Raw genomic sequence first — 22,343 nt, 5'->3', positions numbered from 1 at the left:
AGGGACGAAAGTGCAGCGAGCGCGTTGTTATCTGTTAGGTGAAACAGCGGTGGTTCTAGAACTGGAACCGCCCATTACGCTGGCGACTCAGAAACGCATCTGGCGTCTGGCGCAGCGTCTGGTTGATGCCCCTAATGTACTGGAAGCTATTCCGGGTATGAACAATATCACGGTGACCTTGCGCGACCCGCAAACGCTGGCTCTGGATGCGATTGAACGCCTGCAGCGCTGGTGGGAAGAGAGTGAGGCGCTGGAGCCGGACTCACGCTTTATTGAAATACCCGTTACCTATGGCGGTGAGGCCGGCCCCGATCTGGCAGAGGTCGCCCGGCACAGCGGATTAAGCGACAAGCAGGTTGTTGAGCTTCATGCGTCGGTTGATTACGTGGTGTGGTTTATCGGATTCCAGCCCGGATTTCCCTATCTGGGGAGTTTACCTGAACAGCTCCATACACCCAGGCGTGCAGAACCGCGTCTGCTTGTTCCGGCAGGTTCTGTGGGTATTGGCGGATCCCAGACGGGGGTCTATCCGCTTTCCACGCCTGGCGGGTGGCAATTGATTGGCCGTACCTCCGTTGCATTATTTGATCCAAAACGGCAAGAGCCGATTCTGTTACGGGCTGGTGATACCGTGCGGTTTGTCCCGCAGAAGGAGGGGGTATGTTAAATATTATTCGCGCTGGCATGTATACCTCAGTCCAGGACGGGGGACGCCATAGTTTTCGTCAATCCGGAATCAGCCACTGCGGCGCGCTGGATAAACCGGCACTGAACGTTGCCAACCTGCTGGTGGGCAACGATGCGAATGCCGCTGCGCTGGAAATCACGCTGGGGCAGCTGGTGGTGGAATTTGAAGCCGATGGCTGGTTTGCCCTGACCGGTACGGGATGCGAAGCGCAGCTGGATCGTACTCCCGTATGGAGCGGATGGCGGCTACCGGTGAAAGCCGGGCAGCGCCTGACGCTAAAACGTCCGCATCACGGCATGCGCAGCTATCTGGCGGTAGCGGGCGGTTTTGATGTTCCCGAAGTTATGGGTTCGCGCAGTACCGATCTCAAAGTGGGCATTGGCGGGCTGGAAGGGCGCCTGCTATGTGATGGCGATCGGCTGGCAATTGGCACTTCAACCCGGCAATTCAGCGGGCCGCAGGGCGTAAAACAGCTGATGTGGGGAAACAATATTCGTGCGCTGCCCGGGCCTGAATATCAGGAGTTCGACGAGGTATCGCAGGCTTCTTTCTGGCGTTCGCCGTGGCAGCTCAGCCCACAAAGTAACCGGATGGGGTATCGTCTGCAAGGGCAGCCGCTGACGCGCACGACCGATCGCGAGCTGCTGTCACATGGTTTGCTTCCCGGTGTGGTGCAGGTTCCGCATAACGGCCAGCCGATCGTACTGATGAACGATGCGCAGACGACAGGCGGCTATCCGCGCATCGCCTGTATCATCGAGGCGGATATGTATCATCTGGCGCAGATCCCGCTCGGCCAGCCGATTCATTTTGTGCAGTGTTCGCTGGAGGAAGCGCTCAAGGCGCGCCAGGATCGGCAGCGTTATCTGGAACAATTAGCATGGAGACTAAACAATGAAAATTGATCTCAATGCAGACCTCGGCGAGGGATGCGCTAACGATGCCGCGTTGCTGCAACTGGTCTCTTCAGCCAACATTGCCTGTGGGTTTCACGCTGGTGATGCGCAGACAATGCTCTTAAGCGTGCGTGAAGCGCTAAAAAATGGCGTGGCGATAGGTGCGCATCCGAGCTTTCCGGATCGGGAAAATTTTGGCCGTAGCGCCATGACCTTGCCTGTGGAAACGGTGTATGCGCAAACGCTGTATCAAATTGGTGCGTTGGCTGCTATTACGCGGGCTGAGGGTGGCGCAATGCGTCATGTCAAACCGCACGGTATGCTGTATAACCAGGCCGCTAAAGATCCTCAGTTAGCCGATGCGATTGCCAAAGCGGTACATGCCTGCGATCCGTCGCTGGTTCTGGTGGGCCTTGCAGGCAGTGAGCTGATCCGTGCCGGAGAACACTATGGCCTGGTAACGCGCCAGGAAGTGTTTGCCGATCGGGGTTATCAGGCTGATGGCAGTCTTGTAGCGCGCAGCCAGCCAGGCGCACTGATTGAAGATGAAGAGCTGGCGCTGGCGCAAACGTTAGAAATGGTGCAATCCGGCAGAGTAAAAAGCCAGAGTGGAACATGGGCGAGCGTGACGGCCCAAACGGTATGCATTCATGGGGATGGCGAGCACGCACTCGCTTTTACCCGTCGCTTGCGTAGCGCCTTTGAAGCATGCAATATTCAAATTAACGCATAAAATTATTCATACAAAACAATAGCATATTACACAACAACATAAGGGATTTAATTATGGGAGAGGCTATTTCTCTCTGGCCATTGACGGGGATCGCCGTCATTGTGGTCGGATTTCTTTTACGGTTTAACCCGGTATTGGTGGTTATTATTGCCGGGATCGTCACGGGACTGGCGGCGCATATGCCTATCGCTACTATTCTCGAGAAACTGGGTGAAGGTTTTCTTAACACACGTAACCTGCCGTTTATCCTGCTGATCCCACTGGCGGTAATCGGTCTGCTGGAGCGTCACGGTCTGAAAGAACGTGCACAGACGTGGATCGCAAAAATTCGCAGCGCAACCAGCGGCCGTCTGCTGATTGTTTATTTGTTCATTCGCGAAGCGACCGCTGCGTTAGGGCTGACCAGTCTGGGGGGACATCCGCAAATGGTGCGTCCGCTGCTGGCGCCGATGGCGGAAGGAGCCGCTGAGAAAAATCACGGCGAGATACCTGGGGCGGTACGCTATCGACTGCGCGCCATGTCCGCTGCGACCGATAACGTCGGGCTGTTTTTCGGTGAAGATATCTTTGTTGCTTTCGGCGCCATCATCTTCATGCACAACTTTATGCTGGAGTCCGGCGGGATCCAGACTGAACCGTTACACATTGCCCTGTGGGGGATCCCGACGGCAATTTGTGCCTTCTTGATCCATGGCGCACGTCTGTGGCGTCTGGATAGCTATTTGCAACGTGAAGTGGCGAAAGCGAATGCCGTAGCGAAAGGGGAAGCACAATGAATTTTCAACAAAGCTACCTCTACTGGCTGGCGGGCGCGGTATTACTGATTGTGGCCGTCATGTCCTGGCAGGATAAAGCGAACCCGCGTCGTTTCACCACTGGTCTGTTTTGGGGCATATACGGCGTACTGTTTCTACTTGGTGACTGGACATACTCGCTGTTTGGCGACAAACGCGCGGTACATATTGCCGTCGGTGTTGCGGTGGTCGTCCTGGCGCTGATTGCCGGTTTTGGTGGCGTGAAGCTGGGAAGCTACCATCAACGTACACAACAACAGCGTGAAGAGAGCGCCAGCCGACTGGGTAACCGCTTGTTTTTCCCTGCGCTGGCTATCCCGGTGGTGACCGTTATCGGCGTGCTGATGTTTAATCACATTCCGGGCTTACAGGATGCGCTATTTGGGCCGGGCAATCACGCCACGCTGGTGACGCTGTTTTCGATGACCGCAGGTTCATTAATTGGTCTGGCAATGGCGGTTAAAATGACCCATGAGCGGGCGCATCAACCGATCCAGGAGGCGCGTCGCCTGCTGGATTCCATTGGCTGGGCTTTCATCTTGCCGCAGATTCTGGCTACGCTCGGACTGTTGTTTACGGCAGCGGGCGTAGGCAGCGGCATTTCATATCTGACGCAGGAATATCTGGCGGTAGACAGTCGTTTTATCGCGGTGGCAGTGTACACCATCGGCATGGCATTGCTGACGATGGTGATGGGTAATGCGTTTGCAGCTTTTCCGATCGTGACCGCCGGGATTGGTATTCCGATCCTCGTGCTGCAGCACGGCGGTAATCCGGCGGTAATGGCGGCAATTGGTATGTTCTCCGGTTATTGCGGGACATTGATGACACCGATGGCGGCGAATTTTAACATTGTCCCTGCTGCGCTACTTGAGCTACCGGACAAAAACGCGGTGATTAAGGCGCAGGTGCCAACCGGCATACTGCTGCTGCTGGTCAACGTGTTCCTGATGTATTTCCTGATGTTCTTGTAAGGTGACAGGATGAAAACAGTACTCATCACGGGATTTGAACCCTTTGGCGGCGAGTCAGTTAACCCTTCCTGGGAAGTGGTCTCGGGTCTCGACAATGCTATCATCGGTGGGTGTCGCGTCGTCGCCCGCCAGTTGCCGTGCGTCTTTGGCGAGGCTCTTGTCGTACTCAATGGCGCGATTGACGCGCTGTCGCCATCGCTGGTGCTCGCAGTCGGGCAGGCCGGGGGCCGCACGGATATCACCGTGGAACGCGTGGCAATCAACGTGGACGATGCGCGTATCGCGGACAATCAAGGTCAACAGCCGGTAGATGTGCCGATTGTGGCCGATGGTCCGGCGGCATGGTTTAGTACACTGCCGATCAAAGCGATGGTTGTGGCGATGCGCAACGCGGGAGTTCCGGCCTCGGTTTCCCAGACCGCTGGCACTTTCGTGTGTAACCACGTGATGTATGGCCTGCTGCATAAACTACGCGACGCACCGGCGGTGAAGGGCGGCTTTATTCATATCCCTTATTTGCCGCAACAGGCCGCACAGCATCCCGGGGCGCCAAGTATGGCGGCTGAAACAGTGCGCCGGGCGCTGGAAGTCGCAATTGCCACAGCATTGCAGGTGGAAAATGACATCGCAGTGACGGGCGGCGCAACACATTAACAAAGGACAGTATTATGCCTGAAGGCCCGGAGATCCGCCGCGCGGCGGATAACCTGGAGGCGGCAGTCAAAGGCAAACCCCTGACCGATGTCTGGTTTGCCTTTGAGCAGCTAAAACCGTATCAATCTCAACTGATTGGGCAGCGTGTTACTCAGCTTGAAACGCGGGGGAAAGCATTACTGACCCATTTCTCTAATGGTCTGACGCTGTACAGCCACAATCAGCTCTATGGTGTGTGGCGAGTGGTGGAGACGGGCAACATCCCGCAGACCTCACGGGTACTCCGTGTCAGTTTGCAAACACAAGACAAAACTATCCTGCTCTATAGCGCGTCTGATATCGAGATGCTGACGCCAGAACAACTTACCACCCATCCGTTCCTGCTGCGGGTTGGGCCGGACGTACTGGATCTACGTTTAACGCCAGATGACGTTAAAGCACGTCTGTTATCCCCGCGTTTTCGCAACCGGCAGTTTTCTGGCCTGCTGCTTGATCAGACATTTCTCGCCGGATTAGGTAACTACTTGCGGGTAGAGATTCTCTGGCAGGTAGGGTTGACCGGGCAGCATAAAGCGTCGCAGCTTGCCGATGAACAGTTGGATGCGTTGGCGCATGCGCTGCTTGATATTCCACGTCTGTCCTATAACACCCGCGGGCTGGTGGATGAGAACAAACATCACGGCGCGCTGTTTCGCTTTAAGGTCTTTCACCGCAATGGCGAAGTCTGTGAGCGCTGTGGTGGAATCATTGAGAAAACGACGCTCTCTTCGCGACCCTTTTACTGGTGTCCGGGATGTCAAAGATAGGTCTATACCGAAGCATAGGTTTTGCGATATTGCAGCGGCGTTTTACCCATGTTTTTGCGAAAGCTGGTAATAAACCAGGCATATTCGGAGAAGCCGACCTGGGCGGCGATATCGCGTACCGAGCCGTTGGTATGTAACAGCAGTTCGCAGGCCTGACGAATACGCCGCATCATCAGGTATTCCTGAATAGTGCCCCCGGTCTCTTCGTGAAAACGGCGCGAGGCATGACCTCGTGAACACCCCATTTCACTGGCGATATCTTCCAGCGAGCAGCGCTGATGAAAGTGTGTTTCGATCCAACGGATAATGCTTACCGAAAATGTATTTTGCCCCGTGGCCTGCGCCTGATGTGGCAGTAGGCTAATAAGTTGCATCACCAGGAATGCGCTGTCACTGATGCTAAAGGTCTGGCTTTTGATCTGTTCTTCAAACCGGCTCAGCAACGTTTCAATGACCGGCTGAACGTCGCCTACGTCAAATACCCTCGCTTTCTCTCCCCTGGCGCACAGCTGGCGCAGCAGCATTTGCTGTCGAGGAAAGTCCCGCAGGTACTGCTCAATCTGCGGGGCGTTAAAGTGCAGCGTTGTGCGGTGATAAATATTGCGTGCATTCTGTTCGACAAACACTTTATGCAACTTTCCTGGCGGGAAAATAAAGATTCGCCGTGCTTTACCGGTAATTTTATCTGCTATCGATCGTAACAGCGTTTATTTTGGCTCGCGTTTTCCCGATGCGGCATGTGAGGACGGGCGTTATCCAATTATTGATAATCAGGAATGGACTACCAGTTTCTGGACTGGCCAACTGTGGCTGGCATGGGAATGGACGCGTAATGATGCCTATCGTACGTTGGCCGAACAACATGTTCGTTCTTTTGGCGAACGTATTGCCAGACGGGATCATACTAATCACCACGATCTGGGTTTTCTGTACAGCCTTTCCTGCATAGCGGCTAATAAACTGACCGGCAATCGCGAGGCAGCTTATATCGCGCAGCAGGCAGCAGAAGTGCTGATGGAACGCTATCACGAGAAATGCGGCATTATTCAGGCGTGGGGCGAACTGGATAATCCAGAGCAGCAGGGCAGGATGATTATAGACTGCAATATGAATCTGCCATTACTGTATCAGGCCAGCGCCAGCACCGGCGATCCACGTTATGCAGAAGCGGCAAAAAATCATATTGAGCAGGCACGACGTTATATTGTGCGCGAGGACGGTTCGACGTTCCATACGTACTATATGGATGTTCACACCGGGGAACCGCGATTTGGCAATACTCATCAGGGTTTTTCTGATGATTCCTGCTGGTCGCGTGGGCAGGCATGGGGCGTTTATGGCTTTTTGCTGAATTATCTCTATACCGGAGATGAACGACTACTGGAACTGAGTCAGACGCTGGCAAATTACTTTATAAATCGTTTACCGGAAGATCTTATTTGTTATTGGGATTTGGCACTCACCGATCCCCATAGTGAAAGGGATAGCTCAGCCAGCGCAATACTTGCCTGCGCCTTGCTGGAGTTGGTTAAGCAGCTCCCGGCGACTCATCCAGATCGTGAAAGCTACGAAGCGCTGGCATTACGAATGATTGCGCGAATGCTTGATGACTATCTCAATACTGTGCATAAAGCAGGCGAAGGATTATTACAGCACTCTGTATATTATTTTAAAGGTAATGTTGGCGTCGATGAATGCTGTGCGTGGGGTGATTATTTTCTGATGGAAGCATTGACCCGCGCAACATCCTGCTGGAATAGCTACTGGTAATATACCGCTCCCCCAGTTTAATAAATATGCTATTGGTTTAGCAGGGGGAGCTTTTATCTCTGTACGGCGAGGAAAGTATAATGAAAAGCAATAATATTAAGAAGGCCATATTAATGGCTATATTGGTCATGCCCTCAACTGGCGCTTTGGCTGCGGAAAATAATACGACAACGGTCCCTCAGGTAAAATCAACTCCTTTTACGACGGTTTATTTTGCGCCGCGTACGCAGTATCGTACAGCCAGCAAAGGTTTTTTACAGCGACTGATGTTAACCGGCGTGGTACAGGATCCTGACTCAATTTTCAGCAAAATGTACTGGAGTTTTGAAACCGATGCCGATCTAGGAAAAAACATGGATCAGTGGAAAAGCAGCTATCAGGAAGCTGAGTTTAACAAACCTTTTGCGCTGGGTGAGAGTGACTTCTGGCTTGAGCCTGGCGTGGTGTTTCACTGGGAGTCTGCCGGTTCACGCGTTGATCCTTATATCGGGATTGGCTATCATTTTGATCCGACGCTGGGTGCGGTTTTACGCTATCGCTATAACCACCAAAACCATGACAGCGAAACATTGCAAGGCGACTGGGATGATTCTTCGGAACACCGTGTCGATATTTATTTAACCAAATATTTTACGCCAAACTTCTGGGTGCAATACAATCCGACGTATTACAGTAAAACTCATGGCGATAAATTTGAGTATGCTAATGGCAAGAATCATACCCTGCAGCATAACTTTGTATTTAATTTCCATGCTACGCCACGTTTTTATCCGTTTTTTGAATTAGGCTATCTTGATAAATATAAAGATGGTAATGATACAAAAAATGAATATCAAATCAGGGTAGGGTTTAAATATAACTTAAACTGATCCGGGTTTATGAGGGGAATTATTTTGGCGCATGCACCGAAATAAATCTCGCCACTGCCGGACCAGTCAATAATATACTGAATAGCCGCAGGGTTTGCATCGCCATGATCAGCGCCATATCGGCGTGGCTTCCTGCGGCAATCACCGCGACAGAATCCACACCACCTGGACTGGTCGCCAGATAGGCAGTGAGAAAATCAATCTGCATGTAATGCGCCAGTCCCCAGGCCATAGCGGCGCAGATCGCCATCAGTGAAAAAATGGACAACAGGATCTGCGGCAAAGGGCGCAGCGCCATTAAAAAGATCTGCTTATCAAAGCCGAGGCCGATTTGCCAGCCGATGGACATATAGGCTATTGCCAGTAGCCACTCCGGCAGCTCGATCACCATCACCCCACCGGCATTTAACAGTGCACCAGCCAGCATCGGGAGCAACATGACGCCAGAGGGAATGCGCAGTAAACGCCCGGCTATTCCGGCAATAGCAGCCAACAAGATGGTGCTGAACAGATTGCCGCTCAGCGGTGGGAACCAGACGATTTGCTCGCTGACCGTTTGGGCCTGTTCACCCATTACCAGTCGGGTGACCAGCGCCGCAGCGCCAACCACTAATAATACCCGCAGATACTGCATAAACGCCACCAGACGGATGTCGGCACCATAATCCTGCGCCATCGCGACCATGGCCGCTGCACCGCCCGGTGATGAGCCCCATGCACCGGTGTTCCCCGGTAGACTACTGTAGCGAACAAGCAGCCAGCCGATTACCGCGCTGCTGACAAGGGTTGCTATCAGGATAACCATCACCATCGGCCAGTGGGCCGCAAGGGTTGTAAAGATTGAGCCAGTCAGGTTTTGGGCAATCATGCAACCGAGGATCGCTTGGGCACCAAGAAACGTGAAGCGGGGAGGGCGCAATGAGATGCCGCGCAGACTGAAAATGATACCGACGATCATCGAACCGAGCAGCAAGGGTCCAGGAAGATGGATAAACAGAAAGAACAGGGAAAGAAGGAGTGATAGCAGAAACAACAGGCTCCACTGCAAAACAGGCATCCCGTGCTCCTGAGTAAAATGAGGGAAATCTCAGTAAATCATAGAGAAGGCGTGATGAGAATAAAATAATATGGATCAAGAAAAACAGGCCGGATTGTAGCTTTAACGCCTTGTCCGGCCAGGGGGAGCTGATTGTTGTAAGCCGGACAGGCGCTAACGCTATCCGGCAGACAATTAACGCTTAATTTCAGACTTAAAATCGCGCTTGTCGTAGCCGGTATACAGCTGACGTGGACGTGCGATCTTCATGCCGTCGGTGTGCATTTCGTTCCAGTGTGCAATCCAGCCAACGGTACGCGCCATGGCGAAAATAACGGTGAACATAGAAGACGGAATACCCATTGCTTTCAGAATGATGCCGGAGTAGAAGTCTACGTTCGGGTAGAGTTTCTTCTCAATGAAGTACGGGTCGTTGAGCGCAATGTGCTCAAGCTCCATAGCCACTTCCAGCAGATCATCTTTGGTGCCCAGTTCTTTCAGCACTTCGTGACAGGTTTCACGCATCACGGTGGCGCGTGGGTCATAGTTTTTATAAACACGGTGACCAAAGCCCATCAGGCGGAAAGAATCATTCTTGTCTTTCGCGCGGCGAACAAATTCTGGAATGTGTTTAACGGAGCTGATTTCTTCCAGCATTTTCAGTGCAGCTTCGTTTGCACCGCCGTGTGCCGGTCCCCACAGGGAAGCAATACCGGCTGCAATGCAGGCAAACGGGTTAGCGCCAGACGAACCCGCGGTACGTACGGTAGACGTCGAGGCGTTCTGTTCGTGGTCGGCGTGCAGGATCAAGATACGGTCCATTGCGCGTTCCAGAATCGGGTTTACTTCATATTTTTCGCACGGCGTGGAGAACATCATGTTCAGGAAGTTACCGGCGTAAGAGAGATCATTACGCGGGTACACGAACGGCTGTCCGATGGAGTATTTGTAGCACATCGCGGCCATGGTCGGCATTTTGGACAGCAGACGGAAAGCGGCGATTTCGCGGTGACGCGGATTATTCACATCCAGCGAATCGTGGTAGAACGCAGCCAGCGCACCAGTAACACCGCACATAACGGCCATCGGGTGAGAGTCGCGGCGGAAACCGTGGAACAGACGGGTGATCTGCTCGTGGATCATGGTATGGCGAGTGACCGTAGTTTTGAACCCGTCGTACTCTTCCTGCGTCGGTTTTTCGCCGTACAGCAGGATATAACACACTTCCAGATAGTTGGACTCGGTCGCCAACTGGTCAATCGGGAAGCCGCGATGCAGCAAAATACCTTCGTCACCATCGATGAACGTAATTTTGGATTCGCAGGATGCGGTAGAGGTAAAACCTGGATCAAAAGTGAACATCCCTTTTGATCCGAGACTACGAATATCAATAACATCTTGACCGAGCGTACCTTTCAGCACATCCAGTTCAATAGCAGTATCACCATTTAGAGTGATTTTTGCTTTAGTATCAGCCATTTACGGTCTCCTTAGCGCCTTATTGCTTAAGACTGCCGGAACTCACATTTGCTTTCGTACATCAATGAACCGTTACCAGTTTGTTATTTGGCTCGCCGCTCTGCGAAAGAGGGGATGACCTGGGTACAGAGCTATGGGCGCTTGCAGGTAAAACGGTCTTTTCATGGCGAATAAACTGCAAATCAAGAACTTAGCAATCCGAATTATTAAACCTGTCTATCACTAATAACTGTCCTGACGGTATTGGTCAATACTTCCACACTGTTGCATAACTAAATCTCCGGTGAAAGAGTGACCCCATAACTTTTACGCATTATATGCTTTTTCTGGTGTCGTTTGTAACAACTTTGTTTAATGATTGTCAAATCAGATGATTAAAAATTAAAATAATGTTGTTATCGTGACCTATGTCACTGTTCGGGATAAAACCCGACAAACTATATGTAGGTTAATTGTAATGATTTTGTGAACGTCCTATACTGCCGCCAGGTCTCCGGAATACCCTGCAATCCCGAGCCAACCAGCGTTGTAACGTGTCGTTTTAGCATCTGGAAGCAGTGTTTTATATGACGCGTAGTTATAGTAAGGACGCTGTCTGACCCGCACGCAGACCGGAGGAAGGAAATCCCGTCGTCTTTCAGGCTACAGGTGTCTTCATCTTCTGTACCCGAAGTCCAAAGGGAATAATAAGAACAGCATGTGGGCGTTATTCATGATAAGAAATGTGAAAAAACAAAGACCTGTCAATCTGGATCTGCAAACGATCCGGTTCCCAATCACGGCGATAGCGTCCATTCTCCATCGCGTATCCGGAGTGATCACCTTCGTGGCGGTCGGGATTCTGTTGTGGTTATTGGGTACCAGCCTTTCCTCCCCTGAAGGTTTCCTCGCGGCGTCATCCATTATGAATAACTTCTTTGTGGAGTTAATTCTGTGGGGGATCCTGATTGCGCTGGCATATCACGCCGTAATGGGCATTCGCCATCTGTTGATGGATTTTGGCTATATCGAAGAAACCCTCGAAGCAGGGACACGCTCCGCCAAAATTTGTTTCGTTATCATTGTCGTGCTTTCACTTCTCGCAGGAGTCCTCGTATGGTAAGCAACGCCTCCGCATTAGGACGCAACGGCGTACATGACTTCATTCTGGTTCGTGCTACCGCTATCGTTCTGACGTTATACATCATCTATATGGTCGGCTTCTTCGCCACCAGCGGCGAGCTGACGTTTGAAGTCTGGACCGGTTTCTTCTCATCGGCATTCACCAAAGTCTTCACCCTGCTGGCACTTTTTTCCATCTTGATTCATGCCTGGATCGGCATGTGGCAGGTGTTGACCGACTACGTTAAACCTCTGGCTGTGCGCCTGATTCTGCAACTGGCTATCGTCGTTGCGCTGGTGGTTTACGTCATTTATGGATTTGTTGTGGTGTGGGGTGTGTAATGAAACTGCCAGTCAGAGAATTTGATGCTGTTGTGATTGGTGCCGGCGGCGCAGGTATGCGCGCGGCGCTGCAAATTTCCCAGAGCGGTCAGACCTGTGCGCTGCTCTCCAAGGTGTTCCCAACCCGTTCCCATACCGTATCTGCGCAAGGTGGTATCACCGTTGCGCTCGGTAATACCCATGAAGATAACTGGGAATGGCACATGTACGACACCGTAAAAGGGTCGGACTACATTGGTGATCAGGACGCTATTGAATATATGTGTAAGACCGGTCCGGAAGCGATTCTGGAGCTGGATCACATGGGGCTGCCGTTCTCTCGCCTTGATAATGGCACCATTTATCAACGTCCGTTTGGCGGCCAGTCGAAGAACTTCGGCGGTGAGCAGGCGGCACGTACCGCAGCCGCGGCAGACCGTACCGGTCATGCGCTGTTGCACACGCTGTATCAGCAGAACCTGAAAAACCATACCACCATCTTCTCAGAATGGTATGCGCTGGATCTGGTTAAAAATGCCGATGGCGCGATTGTCGGTTGTACCGCGCTGTGTATCGAAACCGGTGAAGTCGTTTACTTCAAAGCTCGCGCAACCGTGCTGGCGACTGGTGGTGCTGGCCGTATTTATCAGTCCACTACTAATGCCCACATCAACACCGGTGACGGCGTTGGTATGGCTATCCGCGCCGGTGTTCCGGTGCAGGATATGGAGATGTGGCAGTTCCACCCAACCGGTATCGCCGGTGCGGGTGTTCTGGTCACAGAAGGCTGCCGTGGTGAAGGTGGCTACCTGCTGAATAAACACGGCGAGCGCTTTATGGAGCGTTATGCGCCAAATGCGAAAGACCTGGCGGGTCGTGACGTGGTGGCGCGTTCCATCATGATCGAAATCCGTGAAGGTCGCGGCTGCGACGGCCCATGGGGCCCGCACGCCAAGCTGAAACTTGACCACCTGGGTAAAGAAGTACTGGAATCCCGTCTGCCGGGCATTCTCGAGCTGTCTCGCACCTTCGCTCACGTTGATCCGGTGAAAGAGCCGATCCCGGTTATCCCAACCTGCCACTATATGATGGGCGGTATTCCGACCAAAGTAACCGGCCAGGCGTTGACCGTAAACGAGCAGGGCGAAGATGTGGTGATCCCTGGATTGTTTGCCGTTGGTGAAATTGCCTGTGTATCGGTTCATGGTGCAAACCGTCTGGGCGGCAACTCGCTGCTGGACCTGGTGGTGTTTGGTCGTGCGGTGGGGCTGCATCTGCAAGAGTCTATCGCCGAGCAGGGCGACCTGCTGGATGCGACCGAAGATGAAATCGATGCTTCTCTGGCGCGCCTGAATCGCTGGAACGGCAACCGCAACGGTGAAGACCCGGTGGCGATTCGCAAAGCGCTGCAGGAATGTATGCAGCACAACTTCTCGGTATTCCGCGAAGGCGATGCGATGGCGAAAGGTCTGGAAGAGCTGAAAGCGATTCGCGAGCGTCTGAAAAATGCCCGTCTGGACGATACCTCCAGCGAGTTCAACACCCAGCGTGTTGAGTGCCTGGAACTGGATAACCTGATGGAGACCGCGTACGCCACCGCAGTATCTGCAAACTTCCGTACCGAAAGCCGTGGCGCGCATAGCCGCTTCGACTTCCCGGAACGTGATGATGAAAACTGGCTGTGCCATTCCCTGTACCTGCCAGAGTCGGAATCCATGACGCGACGTCAAGTCAATATGGAACCGAAGCTGCGCCCGGCATTCCCGCCGAAGATTCGTACTTATTAATGCGGAGACAGGACAATGAAACTCGAGTTTTCAGTTTATCGCTATAACCCGGATGTTGACGACGCTCCGCGCATGCAGGATTACACCCTGGAGGCGGAAGAAGGGCGCGACATGATGCTGCTGGATGCGTTGATGCAGCTGAAAGAAAAAGACCCATCGCTGTCGTTCCGCCGCTCCTGCCGTGAAGGGGTCTGCGGCTCCGACGGTCTGAATATGAACGGCAAAAATGGACTGGCCTGTATCACACCTATTTCTGCGCTGAATCAGCCGGGCAAGAAAATTGTCATTCGCCCGCTGCCGGGCTTACCGGTTGTGCGCGATTTGGTGGTAGACATGGGGCAATTCTACGCACAGTATGAGAAGATTAAGCCTTACTTGTTGAATAATGGGAAAAATCCGCCGGCTCGTGAGCATTTACAAATGCCTGAGCAGCGTGAGAAGCTCGATGGGCTGTATGAATGTATTTTGTGTGCATGCTGCTCAACGTCCTGCCCATCGTTCTGGTGGAACCCGGACAAGTTTATTGGCCCGGCTGGCCTGCTGGCCGCGTATCGCTTCTTAATTGATAGCCGCGATACCGAGACCGACAGCCGCCTGGAAGGTTTAAGTGATGCTTTCAGCGTATTCCGCTGCCATAGCATCATGAACTGCGTCAGTGTATGTCCTAAAGGGCTGAACCCGACGCGTGCCATCGGCCATATTAAGTCGATGCTGCTCAAACGTAGTGCATAAATAGTTGTTGTTGCCGGGGAAGTGATTCCCCGGTAGTGCAGGAAACCTCTAAAAACTGCCACATTGATAGCAATAATCGCAGCCTGAACAGCGAAGATTATTAGACAGTTTTTAAAGGTTCCTTAGCGGACGCAGAAAACACGACAGTCCGCAACAAGTGAACCCCGGCACGCACATCGGTGTGCGTGGTAGTATCCACGGCGAAATACTCGTCATAGATCACGTTGCATGTGCGTTGGCTGCACTTGCTCACCCTGGTCACTTACTGGATGTAAGCTCCCAGGGATTCGCAAGCTTGCCGCCTTCCTGAAACGTGATCTATTTAGAGTATTAAATAAGCAGAAAAGATGCTTAAGGGATCACGATGCAGAACAGCGCTTTGAAAGCCTGGTTGGACTCTTCTTACCTCTCTGGTTCAAACCAGAGCTGGATAGAACAGCTCTATGAAGACTTCTTAACCGACCCTGACTCGGTAGATGCTAACTGGCGTTCGACGTTCCAGCAGTTACCTGGTACCGGAGTCAAACCGGATCAACTCCACTCAAAAACACGTGATTATTTCCGTCGGCAGGCGTTGATTACCCCACGTTACTCTTCTTCTATTTCCGATCCTGATGCCAATGTGAAGCAGGTTAAAGTCCTGCAGCTCATTAACGCCTACCGTTTCCGCGGTCATCAGCATGCGAATCTCGATCCGCTGGGACTGTGGCAGCAAGAAAATGTGGCCGATCTGGATCCGTCCTTCCACGATCTGACCGATGCGGATTTCCAGGAAAGCTTTAACGTAGGTTCTTTTGCCGGCGGCAAAGACACGATGAAGCTGAGCGACCTGGTTGTCGCGCTGAAACAAACCTACTGCGGCCCGATTGGCGCCGAGTATATGCACATTACCAGCACTGAAGAAAAACGCTGGCTTCAACAGCGTATCGAGTCTGGCCGCGCCGCGTTCAGTAGTGAAGAGAAGAAACGCTTCCTCAGCGAACTGACCGCTGCGGAAGGTCTGGAACGCTACCTGGGCGCGAAGTTCCCGGGAGCGAAACGCTTCTCGTTGGAAGGCGGGGATGCGTTAATCCCAATGCTCAAAGAGATGATCCGCCACGCCGGCAACAGTGGTACCCGTGAAGTGGTGCTGGGTATGGCGCACCGTGGCCGTCTGAACGTGCTGGTCAACGTGTTGGGTAAAAAACCGCAGGACCTGTTCGACGAGTTCGCTGGCAAACATAAAGAACACCTCGGTACCGGCGACGTGAAGTATCACATGGGCTTCTCGTCGGATATCGAAACCGAAGGCGGTCTGGTTCACCTGGCGCTGGCGTTTAACCCGTCGCACCTGGAAATCGTTAGCCCGGTGGTTATCGGTTCCGTGCGCGCGCGTCTGGATCGTCTGGACGAGCCAAGCAGCAACAAGGTACTGCCAATCACCATCCACGGCGATGCGGCGGTAACCGGGCAGGGCGTGGTTCAGGAAACCCTGAACATGTCGAAAGCGCGTGGTTACGAAGTGGGCGGTACCGTTCGCATCGTGATCAACAACCAGGTGGGCTTTACTACCTCTAACCCGCTGGATGCGCGTTCTACGCCGTACTGCACCGACATCGGTAAGATGGTTCAGGCGCCAATCTTCCACGTTAACGCGGATGACCCGGAAGCGGTCGCTTTCGTGACGCGTCTGGCGCTGGACTTCCGTAATACCTTCAAACGCGATGTGTTCATCGATCTGGTGTGCTACCGCCGTCATGGCCACAACGAAGCCGACGAGCCGAGTGCAACTCAGCCGCTGATGTATCAGAAAATCAAAAAGCATCCGACCCCGCGTAAAATCTACGCTGACAAGCTGGAAGCGGATAAAGTCGCCACGCTGGAAGATGCGACCGAAATGGTCAATCTGTATCGTGACGCGCTGGATGCTGGCGAATGCGTGGTGAAAGAGTGGCGTCCAATGAACATGCACTCCTTCACCTGGTCGCCGTACCTCAACCACGAGTGGGACGAAAGCTACCCGAACAAGGTAGAAATGAAGCGTCTGCAGGAGCTGGCAAAACGCATCAGTACCGTGCCTGAAGCCGTTGAAATGCAGTCGCGCGTTGCCAAAATTTACGGTGACCGTCAGGCCATGGCCGCAGGCGAGAAGCTGTTCGACTGGGGTGGGGCAGAGAATCTGGCTTATGCCACGCTGGTTGACGAAGGCATCCCAGTTCGTCTGTCGGGTGAAGACTCCGGTCGTGGAACCTTCTTCCACCGTCACGCAGTGATCCATAACCAGGCGAACGGTTCAACCTACACGCCGCTGCAGCATGTGCATAACGGCCAGGGCACGTTCCGCGTATGGGACTCCGTGCTGTCTGAAGAAGCCGTGCTGGCGTTCGAGTATGGTTATGCCACAGCAGAACCGCGTACGCTGACCATCTGGGAAGCGCAGTTTGGCGACTTTGCCAACGGTGCTCAGGTCGTTATCGACCAGTTCATCTCTTCCGGCGAGCAGAAGTGGGGCCGTATGTGCGGTCTGGTTATGCTGCTACCACACGGCTATGAAGGTCAGGGCCCGGAGCACTCCTCCGCACGTCTGGAACGTTATTTGCAACTTTGCGCTGAGCAAAACATGCAGGTTTGCGTCCCGTCCACCCCGGCACAGGTCTACCACATGCTGCGTCGTCAGGCACTGCGCGGGATGCGTCGTCCGCTGGTGGTGATGTCACCGAAGTCGCTGCTGCGGCATCCGCTGGCAGTGTCCACGCTGGACGAACTGGCAAATGGCACCTTCCTGCCAGCCATTGGCGAAGTAGATGAACTTGATCCGAAAGGCGTGAAGCGTGTCGTGATGTGTTCTGGTAAGGTTTATTACGACCTGCTGGAGCAACGCCGCAAGAACGACCAAAAAGATGTTGCCATTGTGCGCATCGAACAGCTCTATCCGTTCCCGCATAAAGCGGTGCAGGAAGCGCTGAAACCGTTTGCTCATGTACATGATTTTGTCTGGTGCCAGGAAGAGCCGCTCAACCAGGGCGCATGGTACTGCAGCCAGCATCATTTCCGTGAAGTAATTCCATTTGGGTCCGCTCTGCGTTATGCAGGTCGCCCGGCCTCTGCCTCCCCGGCAGTAGGATATATGTCTGTTCACCAGAAGCAGCAACAAGATCTGGTTAATGACGCGCTGAACGTCGATTAAATAAAGGATAAATAATGAGTAGCGTAGATATTCTTGTTCCCGACCTGCCTGAATCCGTAGCGGATGCAACGGTTGCAACCTGGCACAAAAAACCGGGCGATGCAGTACGTCGTGATGAAGTACTGGTAGAAATCGAAACTGACAAAGTGGTACTGGAAGTACCGGCATCAGCGGACGGTATTCTTGATGCGGTTCTGGAAGATGAAGGGACAACCGTCACTTCTCGCCAGATCCTTGGTCGCCTGCGTGAAGGCAACAGCACCGGTAAAGAGACCAGTGCCAAGTCTGAAGAGAAAGATTCTACTCCTGCACAGCGCCAACAGGCGTCTCTTGCTGAGCAGAACAACGATGCCCTGAGCCCGGCGATCCGTCGCCTGCTGGGTGAGCATAACCTCGAAGCCAACGCCATTAACGGCACCGGCGTCGGTGGTCGTATCACACGTGAAGATGTTGAAAAACATCTGGCCAAAGCACCGGCGGCGAAAGCAGAATCCAAAGCGCCAGCCGCTGCACCTGCGTCACAGGCTCAACTTGGCGCGCGTGGTGAAAAACGTGTTCCGATGACCCGTCTGCGCAAACGCGTGGCTGAGCGTCTGCTGGAAGCGAAAAATTCCACCGCGATGCTGACCACATTTAACGAAGTCAACATGAAGCCAATCATGGATCTGCGTAAGCAGTACGGTGACGCGTTTGAGAAACGCCACGGTATCCGTCTGGGCTTTATGTCTTTCTACGTGAAAGCGGTGGTTGAAGCGCTGAAACGCTATCCGGAAGTCAACGCGTCCATCGATGGTGATGACGTGGTATACCACAACTACTTTGATGTCAGCATGGCGGTCTCCACGCCACGTGGTCTGGTAACGCCGGTTCTGCGCGATGTGGATCTGCTGGGTATGGCGGACATCGAGAAAAATATTAAAGAACTGGCAGTTAAAGGTCGCGACGGCAAGCTGACGGTGGAAGATCTGACGGGCGGTAACTTCACCATTACTAACGGTGGTGTATTCGGTTCCCTGATGTCTACGCCGATCATCAACCCACCGCAGAGCGCCATCCTGGGTATGCATGCCATCAAAGATCGTCCGATGGCCGTAGACGGTAAGGTTGAAATCCTGCCGATGATGTATCTGGCGCTGTCTTATGACCACCGTCTGATCGATGGTCGTGAGTCAGTCGGCTTCCTGGTAACCATTAAAGAGTTGCTGGAAGATCCAACGCGTCTGCTGCTGGACGTGTAGTTAATAAGAGTATCACCTGCCCCGTAGGCCTGGACGCTTATCAGGCCTACGGGTAAAAGATAACGATTACCTGAAGGATGGACAGAACACATGAACTTACATGAATATCAGGCAAAACAACTTTTTGCCCGCTATGGCTTACCGGCACCGGTGGGTTATGCCTGTACTACTCCGCGTGAAGCAGAAGAAGCCGCTTCAAAAATCGGCGCTGGCCCGTGGGTAGTGAAATGTCAGGTTCACGCTGGTGGCCGCGGTAAAGCGGGCGGTGTGAAAGTTGTGAACAGCAAAGAAGACATTCGCGCTTTTGCTGAACACTGGCTGGGTAAACGTCTGGTCACTTACCAGACAGACGCCCATGGTCAACCGGTAAATCAGATTCTGGTTGAAGCAGCGACCGACATCGGTAAAGAACTTTACCTCGGCGCAGTGGTTGACCGTAGCTCCCGTCGCGTGGTCTTCATGGCCTCTACTGAAGGCGGTGTGGAAATTGAAAAAGTCGCGGAAGAAACCCCGCACCTGATCCACAAAGTGGCGCTCGATCCGCTGGCAGGGCCGATGCCTTACCAGGGACGTGAGCTGGCGTTCAAACTGGGTCTGGAAGGTAAACAGGTTCAGCAGTTCACCAAGATCTTCATGGGGCTGGCGACCATTTTCCTGGAGCGCGACCTGGCGCTGATCGAAATCAACCCGCTGGTTGTAACCAAGCAGGGTGACCTGATCTGCCTCGACGGCAAGCTGGGCGCTGACGGCAACGCGCTGTTCCGCCAGGCTGATCTGCGCGAAATGCGCGACCAGTCTCAGGAAGATCCGCGTGAAGCGCAGGCTGCACAGTGGGAACTGAACTACGTTGCGCTCGACGGCAATATCGGCTGTATGGTTAACGGTGCGGGCCTGGCAATGGGCACCATGGACATCGTTAAGCTGCACGGCGGCGAACCGGCTAACTTCCTCGACGTTGGCGGCGGTGCCACCAAAGAGCGCGTGACCGAAGCGTTCAAAATTATTCTCTCTGACGACAATGTTAAAGCCGTCCTGGTTAACATCTTCGGCGGTATCGTACGTTGCGATCTGATCGCCGACGGTATCATCGGCGCGGTTGCCGAAGTCGGCGTTAACGTCCCGGTTGTGGTGCGTCTGGAAGGCAACAACGCCGAACTCGGCGCGAAAAAACTGGCTGATAGCGGCCTGAATATTATTGCAGCGAAAAGTCTGACGGATGCAGCTCAGCAGGTTGTTGCCGCAGTGGAGGGGAAATAATGTCAGTTTTAATTAATAAAGATACCAAGGTTATCTGCCAGGGCTTCACCGGTAGCCAGGGGACATTCCACTCCGAACAAGCGATTGCTTACGGTACGCAGATGGTTGGCGGTGTAACGCCAGGTAAAGGTGGCACCACGCACCTGGGCCTGCCGGTGTTCAACACCGTGCGTGAAGCCGTGGAAGCGACGGGCGCAACCGCGACCGTTATTTACGTTCCGGCACCGTTCTGCAAAGACTCCATCCTGGAAGCGATTGATGCTGGCATCAAACTGATTATCACTATCACCGAAGGCATCCCGACCCTGGATATGCTGACCGTGAAAGTGAAGCTGGATGAAGCTGGCGTGCGCATGATTGGCCCGAACTGCCCGGGTGTTATCACCCCAGGCGAATGTAAAATCGGTATCATGCCGGGTCACATTCACAAGCCGGGTAAAGTGGGTATCGTTTCCCGTTCTGGCACCCTGACCTATGAAGCGGTTAAGCAGACCACCGACTACGGTTTCGGCCAGTCTACCTGTGTGGGCATCGGCGGCGACCCGATCCCGGGGTCTAACTTTATCGATATCCTGAAACTGTTCCAGGAAGATCCGCAGACTGAAGCGATCGTTATGATCGGTGAGATCGGCGGTAGCGCGGAAGAAGAAGCCGCGGCTTATATCAAAGATCATGTGACCAAGCCGGTTGTGGGTTACATCGCGGGTGTGACTGCGCCGAAAGGTAAGCGTATGGGTCACGCGGGTGCGATCATCGCGGGCGGTAAAGGTACTGCGGACGAGAAATTCGCGGCTCTTGAAGCTGCGGGCGTGAAAACCGTTCGTAGCCTGGCCGATATCGGCGAAGCACTGAAAACCGTTATTAAGTAAGCAATAAAAAATACAGCCCTGACTTTCTGCATGGTCAAGGGCTGGTCCCGTTTCGACATGGTTGGCCATCTGATGATGGCCTTTTTTTTTGCCAGTAATTTAACTTTCAGCCAGCGTTTTCAGCCAGCGAATACCGCTTTCCGGCGAGGTCATTACCGGCACAGGCGGGGAAGGGAGCTGTTGTAGAACGCGCGCCATCGAAGCCTGCGCCAGCATCACGACATCCGCTTGGGTAAAGGCGCTCTGTAACCCTTCGCTAACGATACGGTCATGGGTCTCCATATCTCCCGCCAGTAGCGCGTGGAATGCCTCCTCCATTAATACAGGCGTAATGGTTCGCGATTTACCGCTCTGTTGAACTTTGCGCTGGACGTAATCCAGCGTTGGCTTCAGCGTGGTTGCCACGGTCGCCAGGACGGCGATTCGCTCACCTTTTTCAATCGCCTCTTCCACCATCGCGCAGTCAATGCGCGCGAGCTGGAGTGGGGTCATAAACTGACATTGCTCCACCGCAGTACCAATTGAGGAACAGGCGGTAATAAAGATATCGCAGTCCGCCTTTTCAGCAATATGTACATAGTCGGCGATGCGGGCGGCAATATCTGGAGTCACTCCCTGGGCCTTCATTACCTGCTTGATCATGGATTCTTCAACCAGGTGCATAACTTCAACATCCGGCATAATGTCGGCGATCAGCTGTTGCATCATTGCAAGTGTGGCTGCGCTGGTATGTAGCATGGCGACCTTTTTCATTGGGCTATCTCCTTAAGTAACGTTTCCGCGACGGCCAGCGCCGCATCATGATCTTCCTGTGCGGATAAACCGCCTACCGCGACGGCTCCGAGGCATTTCCCCTGGCGCAGAATCGGGATCCCACCCGGCAGCGCCGTAAAACGCGGATCGGCAAAATAGCCAATATCCAGCTGCTCTTTCTGCAGACGCTGTAAAAATGCCTGCGTGGTGCAGCCCAGGCGGCTGCTGGTACGCGCTTTACGCTGGGTTAACTCGATGGTTAACAGTTTGGCGTTATCCATTCGTGCAAAGCTAAGCAGTTCTCCATTGGCATCGCATACGGCCACGCTTAACGGGCGATTTGCGTAACATGTTTCGGCGAGCTCGAGCGCACAGGTTACGGCGCGCTGGGCGTGTTCCAGAGTGAGAGTTGTCATCGTG

At 53.4% G+C, this 22,343-nt stretch carries 23 protein-coding genes; 17 read left to right on the top strand and 6 right to left on the bottom strand.

The window, feature by feature from the left end; translation table 11 throughout:
• Positions 1–10: 10 nt before the first annotated feature.
• The 7 genes from pxpB to nei are packed head-to-tail and all read left to right on the top strand — an operon-like array spanning position 11 to position 5,545.
• Positions 11–667, top strand: a complete 657-nt coding sequence (gene pxpB, locus OGX99_RS11970) for a 5-oxoprolinase subunit PxpB (RefSeq protein WP_151219536.1) — start codon at positions 11–13, stop codon at positions 665–667.
• The gene (gene pxpC, locus OGX99_RS11965) at positions 661–1,593 is read left to right on the top strand and encodes a 5-oxoprolinase subunit PxpC (RefSeq protein WP_252838010.1); all 933 of its coding nucleotides are present in this window, start codon (positions 661–663) and stop codon (positions 1,591–1,593) included. Before pxpB ends, pxpC begins: the two co-directional genes overlap by 7 nt.
• The gene (pxpA, locus tag OGX99_RS11960) at positions 1,583–2,317 is read left to right on the top strand and encodes a 5-oxoprolinase subunit PxpA (protein ID WP_252838011.1); all 735 of its coding nucleotides are present in this window, start codon (positions 1,583–1,585) and stop codon (positions 2,315–2,317) included. The genes pxpC and pxpA overlap by 11 nt, the downstream gene beginning before the upstream one ends.
• Positions 2,318–2,370: 53 nt before the next feature.
• Positions 2,371–3,093 carry a DUF969 domain-containing protein gene (locus tag OGX99_RS11955; protein WP_151219539.1) on the top strand — a complete coding sequence of 241 codons (723 nt, stop codon included), beginning with the start codon at positions 2,371–2,373 and terminating at the stop codon, positions 3,091–3,093.
• Positions 3,090–4,085, top strand: a complete 996-nt coding sequence (locus tag OGX99_RS11950; RefSeq protein WP_187259439.1) for a DUF979 domain-containing protein — start codon at positions 3,090–3,092, stop codon at positions 4,083–4,085. The genes OGX99_RS11955 and OGX99_RS11950 overlap by 4 nt, the downstream gene beginning before the upstream one ends.
• Before the next feature lie 9 nt (positions 4,086–4,094).
• On the top strand, positions 4,095–4,739 hold the full coding sequence (pcp, locus tag OGX99_RS11945; protein WP_151219540.1) for a pyroglutamyl-peptidase I: 645 nt from the start codon (positions 4,095–4,097) through the stop codon (positions 4,737–4,739).
• Between the two features lie 14 nt (positions 4,740–4,753).
• Entirely contained in the window at positions 4,754–5,545 is a 792-nt protein-coding gene (nei, locus tag OGX99_RS11940) for an endonuclease VIII (protein ID WP_187252800.1), read from the top strand.
• A gap of 2 nt (positions 5,546–5,547) precedes the next feature.
• On the opposite strand, the gene OGX99_RS11935 is transcribed toward nei, so the two are convergent.
• Positions 5,548–6,171 (bottom strand): AraC family transcriptional regulator, encoded by a 624-nt coding sequence (locus OGX99_RS11935; RefSeq protein ID WP_286543649.1) that lies wholly within the window; start codon positions 6,169–6,171, stop codon positions 5,548–5,550.
• 25 nt (positions 6,172–6,196) lie between these two features.
• On the opposite strand from OGX99_RS11935, the gene OGX99_RS11930 reads away from it, so the two are divergent.
• A complete protein-coding gene (locus OGX99_RS11930; protein WP_286543669.1) occupies positions 6,197–7,315 on the top strand; it encodes a glycoside hydrolase family 88 protein in 1,119 nt (372 codons plus the stop codon).
• Positions 7,316–7,395: 80 nt separating this feature from the next.
• Positions 7,396–8,184, top strand: coding sequence for an oligogalacturonate-specific porin KdgM family protein (locus OGX99_RS11925; protein ID WP_151219546.1), 789 nt, complete (start codon positions 7,396–7,398; stop codon positions 8,182–8,184).
• Between the two features lie 19 nt (positions 8,185–8,203).
• Here the strand turns inward: OGX99_RS11925 and OGX99_RS11920 are convergent, their stop codons facing one another.
• The 3 genes from OGX99_RS11920 to OGX99_RS23890 all read right to left on the bottom strand — a co-directional run bounded on the left by OGX99_RS11920 (position 8,204) and on the right by OGX99_RS23890 (position 10,959).
• Positions 8,204–9,241, bottom strand: coding sequence for an AbrB family transcriptional regulator (locus OGX99_RS11920; protein ID WP_151219547.1), 1,038 nt, complete (start codon positions 9,239–9,241; stop codon positions 8,204–8,206).
• A gap of 174 nt (positions 9,242–9,415) precedes the next feature.
• Entirely contained in the window at positions 9,416–10,699 is a 1,284-nt protein-coding gene (locus OGX99_RS11915; protein WP_151219548.1) for a citrate synthase, read from the bottom strand.
• Positions 10,700–10,905: 206 nt separating this feature from the next.
• Complete coding sequence (locus OGX99_RS23890; protein WP_418135082.1) at positions 10,906–10,959, bottom strand: hypothetical protein; 54 nt, start codon at positions 10,957–10,959, stop codon at positions 10,906–10,908.
• A 437-nt stretch (positions 10,960–11,396) separates the two neighbouring features.
• Between OGX99_RS23890 and sdhC the strand changes: the two genes are divergently transcribed.
• The 8 genes from sdhC to sucD all read left to right on the top strand — a co-directional run bounded on the left by sdhC (position 11,397) and on the right by sucD (position 21,170).
• The gene (gene sdhC / locus OGX99_RS11910) at positions 11,397–11,801 is read left to right on the top strand and encodes a succinate dehydrogenase cytochrome b556 subunit (RefSeq protein WP_016152282.1); all 405 of its coding nucleotides are present in this window, start codon (positions 11,397–11,399) and stop codon (positions 11,799–11,801) included.
• Positions 11,795–12,142, top strand: a complete 348-nt coding sequence (sdhD, locus tag OGX99_RS11905) for a succinate dehydrogenase membrane anchor subunit (RefSeq protein ID WP_005122550.1) — start codon at positions 11,795–11,797, stop codon at positions 12,140–12,142. Before sdhC ends, sdhD begins: the two co-directional genes overlap by 7 nt.
• Positions 12,142–13,908: a succinate dehydrogenase flavoprotein subunit gene (gene sdhA / locus OGX99_RS11900; RefSeq protein ID WP_003022919.1), complete on the top strand. Its 1,767-nt coding sequence runs from the start codon at positions 12,142–12,144 to the stop codon at positions 13,906–13,908. Before sdhD ends, sdhA begins: the two co-directional genes overlap by 1 nt.
• Before the next feature lie 15 nt (positions 13,909–13,923).
• A complete protein-coding gene (sdhB, locus tag OGX99_RS11895) occupies positions 13,924–14,640 on the top strand; it encodes a succinate dehydrogenase iron-sulfur subunit SdhB (RefSeq protein ID WP_003022921.1) in 717 nt (238 codons plus the stop codon).
• Positions 14,641–15,004: 364 nt separating this feature from the next.
• The gene (sucA, locus tag OGX99_RS11890) at positions 15,005–17,806 is read left to right on the top strand and encodes a 2-oxoglutarate dehydrogenase E1 component (protein ID WP_151224956.1); all 2,802 of its coding nucleotides are present in this window, start codon (positions 15,005–15,007) and stop codon (positions 17,804–17,806) included.
• A gap of 14 nt (positions 17,807–17,820) precedes the next feature.
• Positions 17,821–19,044, top strand: a complete 1,224-nt coding sequence (gene odhB / locus OGX99_RS11885; RefSeq protein ID WP_210904835.1) for a 2-oxoglutarate dehydrogenase complex dihydrolipoyllysine-residue succinyltransferase — start codon at positions 17,821–17,823, stop codon at positions 19,042–19,044.
• Between the two features lie 90 nt (positions 19,045–19,134).
• Positions 19,135–20,301: an ADP-forming succinate--CoA ligase subunit beta gene (gene sucC, locus OGX99_RS11880; RefSeq protein ID WP_003022927.1), complete on the top strand. Its 1,167-nt coding sequence runs from the start codon at positions 19,135–19,137 to the stop codon at positions 20,299–20,301.
• Positions 20,301–21,170, top strand: a complete 870-nt coding sequence (gene sucD, locus OGX99_RS11875; RefSeq protein ID WP_003022929.1) for a succinate--CoA ligase subunit alpha — start codon at positions 20,301–20,303, stop codon at positions 21,168–21,170. Before sucC ends, sucD begins: the two co-directional genes overlap by 1 nt.
• Positions 21,171–21,269: 99 nt before the next feature.
• Here the strand turns inward: sucD and OGX99_RS11870 are convergent, their stop codons facing one another.
• Positions 21,270–21,923, bottom strand: coding sequence for an aspartate/glutamate racemase family protein (locus tag OGX99_RS11870; protein WP_151219549.1), 654 nt, complete (start codon positions 21,921–21,923; stop codon positions 21,270–21,272).
• Positions 21,920–22,339, bottom strand: a complete 420-nt coding sequence (locus OGX99_RS11865; protein ID WP_151219689.1) for a GlcG/HbpS family heme-binding protein — start codon at positions 22,337–22,339, stop codon at positions 21,920–21,922. The genes OGX99_RS11870 and OGX99_RS11865 overlap by 4 nt, the downstream gene beginning before the upstream one ends.
• Between the last annotated feature and the right edge of the window lie 4 nt (positions 22,340–22,343).

The sequence above is a fragment of the Citrobacter sp. Cu096 genome, from assembly GCF_030332285.1.
In the GTDB taxonomy this organism is placed as follows: domain Bacteria; phylum Pseudomonadota; class Gammaproteobacteria; order Enterobacterales; family Enterobacteriaceae; genus Citrobacter; species Citrobacter meridianamericanus.
Note: the sequence above shows the minus strand (reverse complement) of the source record. Positions and strands in the feature narration are given on the sequence as shown.

Bases quoted from the DNA above. Each gene is read 5' to 3' on its own strand.
- OGX99_RS11920 (WP_151219547.1), bottom strand. From the start codon at position 9,241: ATGCCTGTTTTGCAGTGGAGCCTGTTGTTTCTGCTATCACTCCTTCTT.
- sucC (WP_003022927.1), top strand. From the start codon at position 19,135: ATGAACTTACATGAATATCAGGCAAAACAACTTTTTGCCCGCTATGGC.
- OGX99_RS11865 (WP_151219689.1), bottom strand. From the start codon at position 22,339: ATGACAACTCTCACTCTGGAACACGCCCAGCGCGCCGTAACCTGTGCG.
- sucD (WP_003022929.1), top strand. From the start codon at position 20,301: ATGTCAGTTTTAATTAATAAAGATACCAAGGTTATCTGCCAGGGCTTC.
- OGX99_RS11870 (WP_151219549.1), bottom strand. From the start codon at position 21,923: ATGAAAAAGGTCGCCATGCTACATACCAGCGCAGCCACACTTGCAATG.
- sdhA (WP_003022919.1), top strand. From the start codon at position 12,142: ATGAAACTGCCAGTCAGAGAATTTGATGCTGTTGTGATTGGTGCCGGC.
- nei (WP_187252800.1), top strand. From the start codon at position 4,754: ATGCCTGAAGGCCCGGAGATCCGCCGCGCGGCGGATAACCTGGAGGCG.
- OGX99_RS11955 (WP_151219539.1), top strand. From the start codon at position 2,371: ATGGGAGAGGCTATTTCTCTCTGGCCATTGACGGGGATCGCCGTCATT.
- OGX99_RS11915 (WP_151219548.1), bottom strand. From the start codon at position 10,699: ATGGCTGATACTAAAGCAAAAATCACTCTAAATGGTGATACTGCTATT.
- sdhD (WP_005122550.1), top strand. From the start codon at position 11,795: ATGGTAAGCAACGCCTCCGCATTAGGACGCAACGGCGTACATGACTTC.
- OGX99_RS11950 (WP_187259439.1), top strand. From the start codon at position 3,090: ATGAATTTTCAACAAAGCTACCTCTACTGGCTGGCGGGCGCGGTATTA.
- OGX99_RS11925 (WP_151219546.1), top strand. From the start codon at position 7,396: ATGAAAAGCAATAATATTAAGAAGGCCATATTAATGGCTATATTGGTC.
- pxpC (WP_252838010.1), top strand. From the start codon at position 661: ATGTTAAATATTATTCGCGCTGGCATGTATACCTCAGTCCAGGACGGG.
- pcp (WP_151219540.1), top strand. From the start codon at position 4,095: ATGAAAACAGTACTCATCACGGGATTTGAACCCTTTGGCGGCGAGTCA.
- sdhC (WP_016152282.1), top strand. From the start codon at position 11,397: ATGTGGGCGTTATTCATGATAAGAAATGTGAAAAAACAAAGACCTGTC.
- odhB (WP_210904835.1), top strand. From the start codon at position 17,821: ATGAGTAGCGTAGATATTCTTGTTCCCGACCTGCCTGAATCCGTAGCG.
- sdhB (WP_003022921.1), top strand. From the start codon at position 13,924: ATGAAACTCGAGTTTTCAGTTTATCGCTATAACCCGGATGTTGACGAC.
- pxpA (WP_252838011.1), top strand. From the start codon at position 1,583: ATGAAAATTGATCTCAATGCAGACCTCGGCGAGGGATGCGCTAACGAT.
- sucA (WP_151224956.1), top strand. From the start codon at position 15,005: ATGCAGAACAGCGCTTTGAAAGCCTGGTTGGACTCTTCTTACCTCTCT.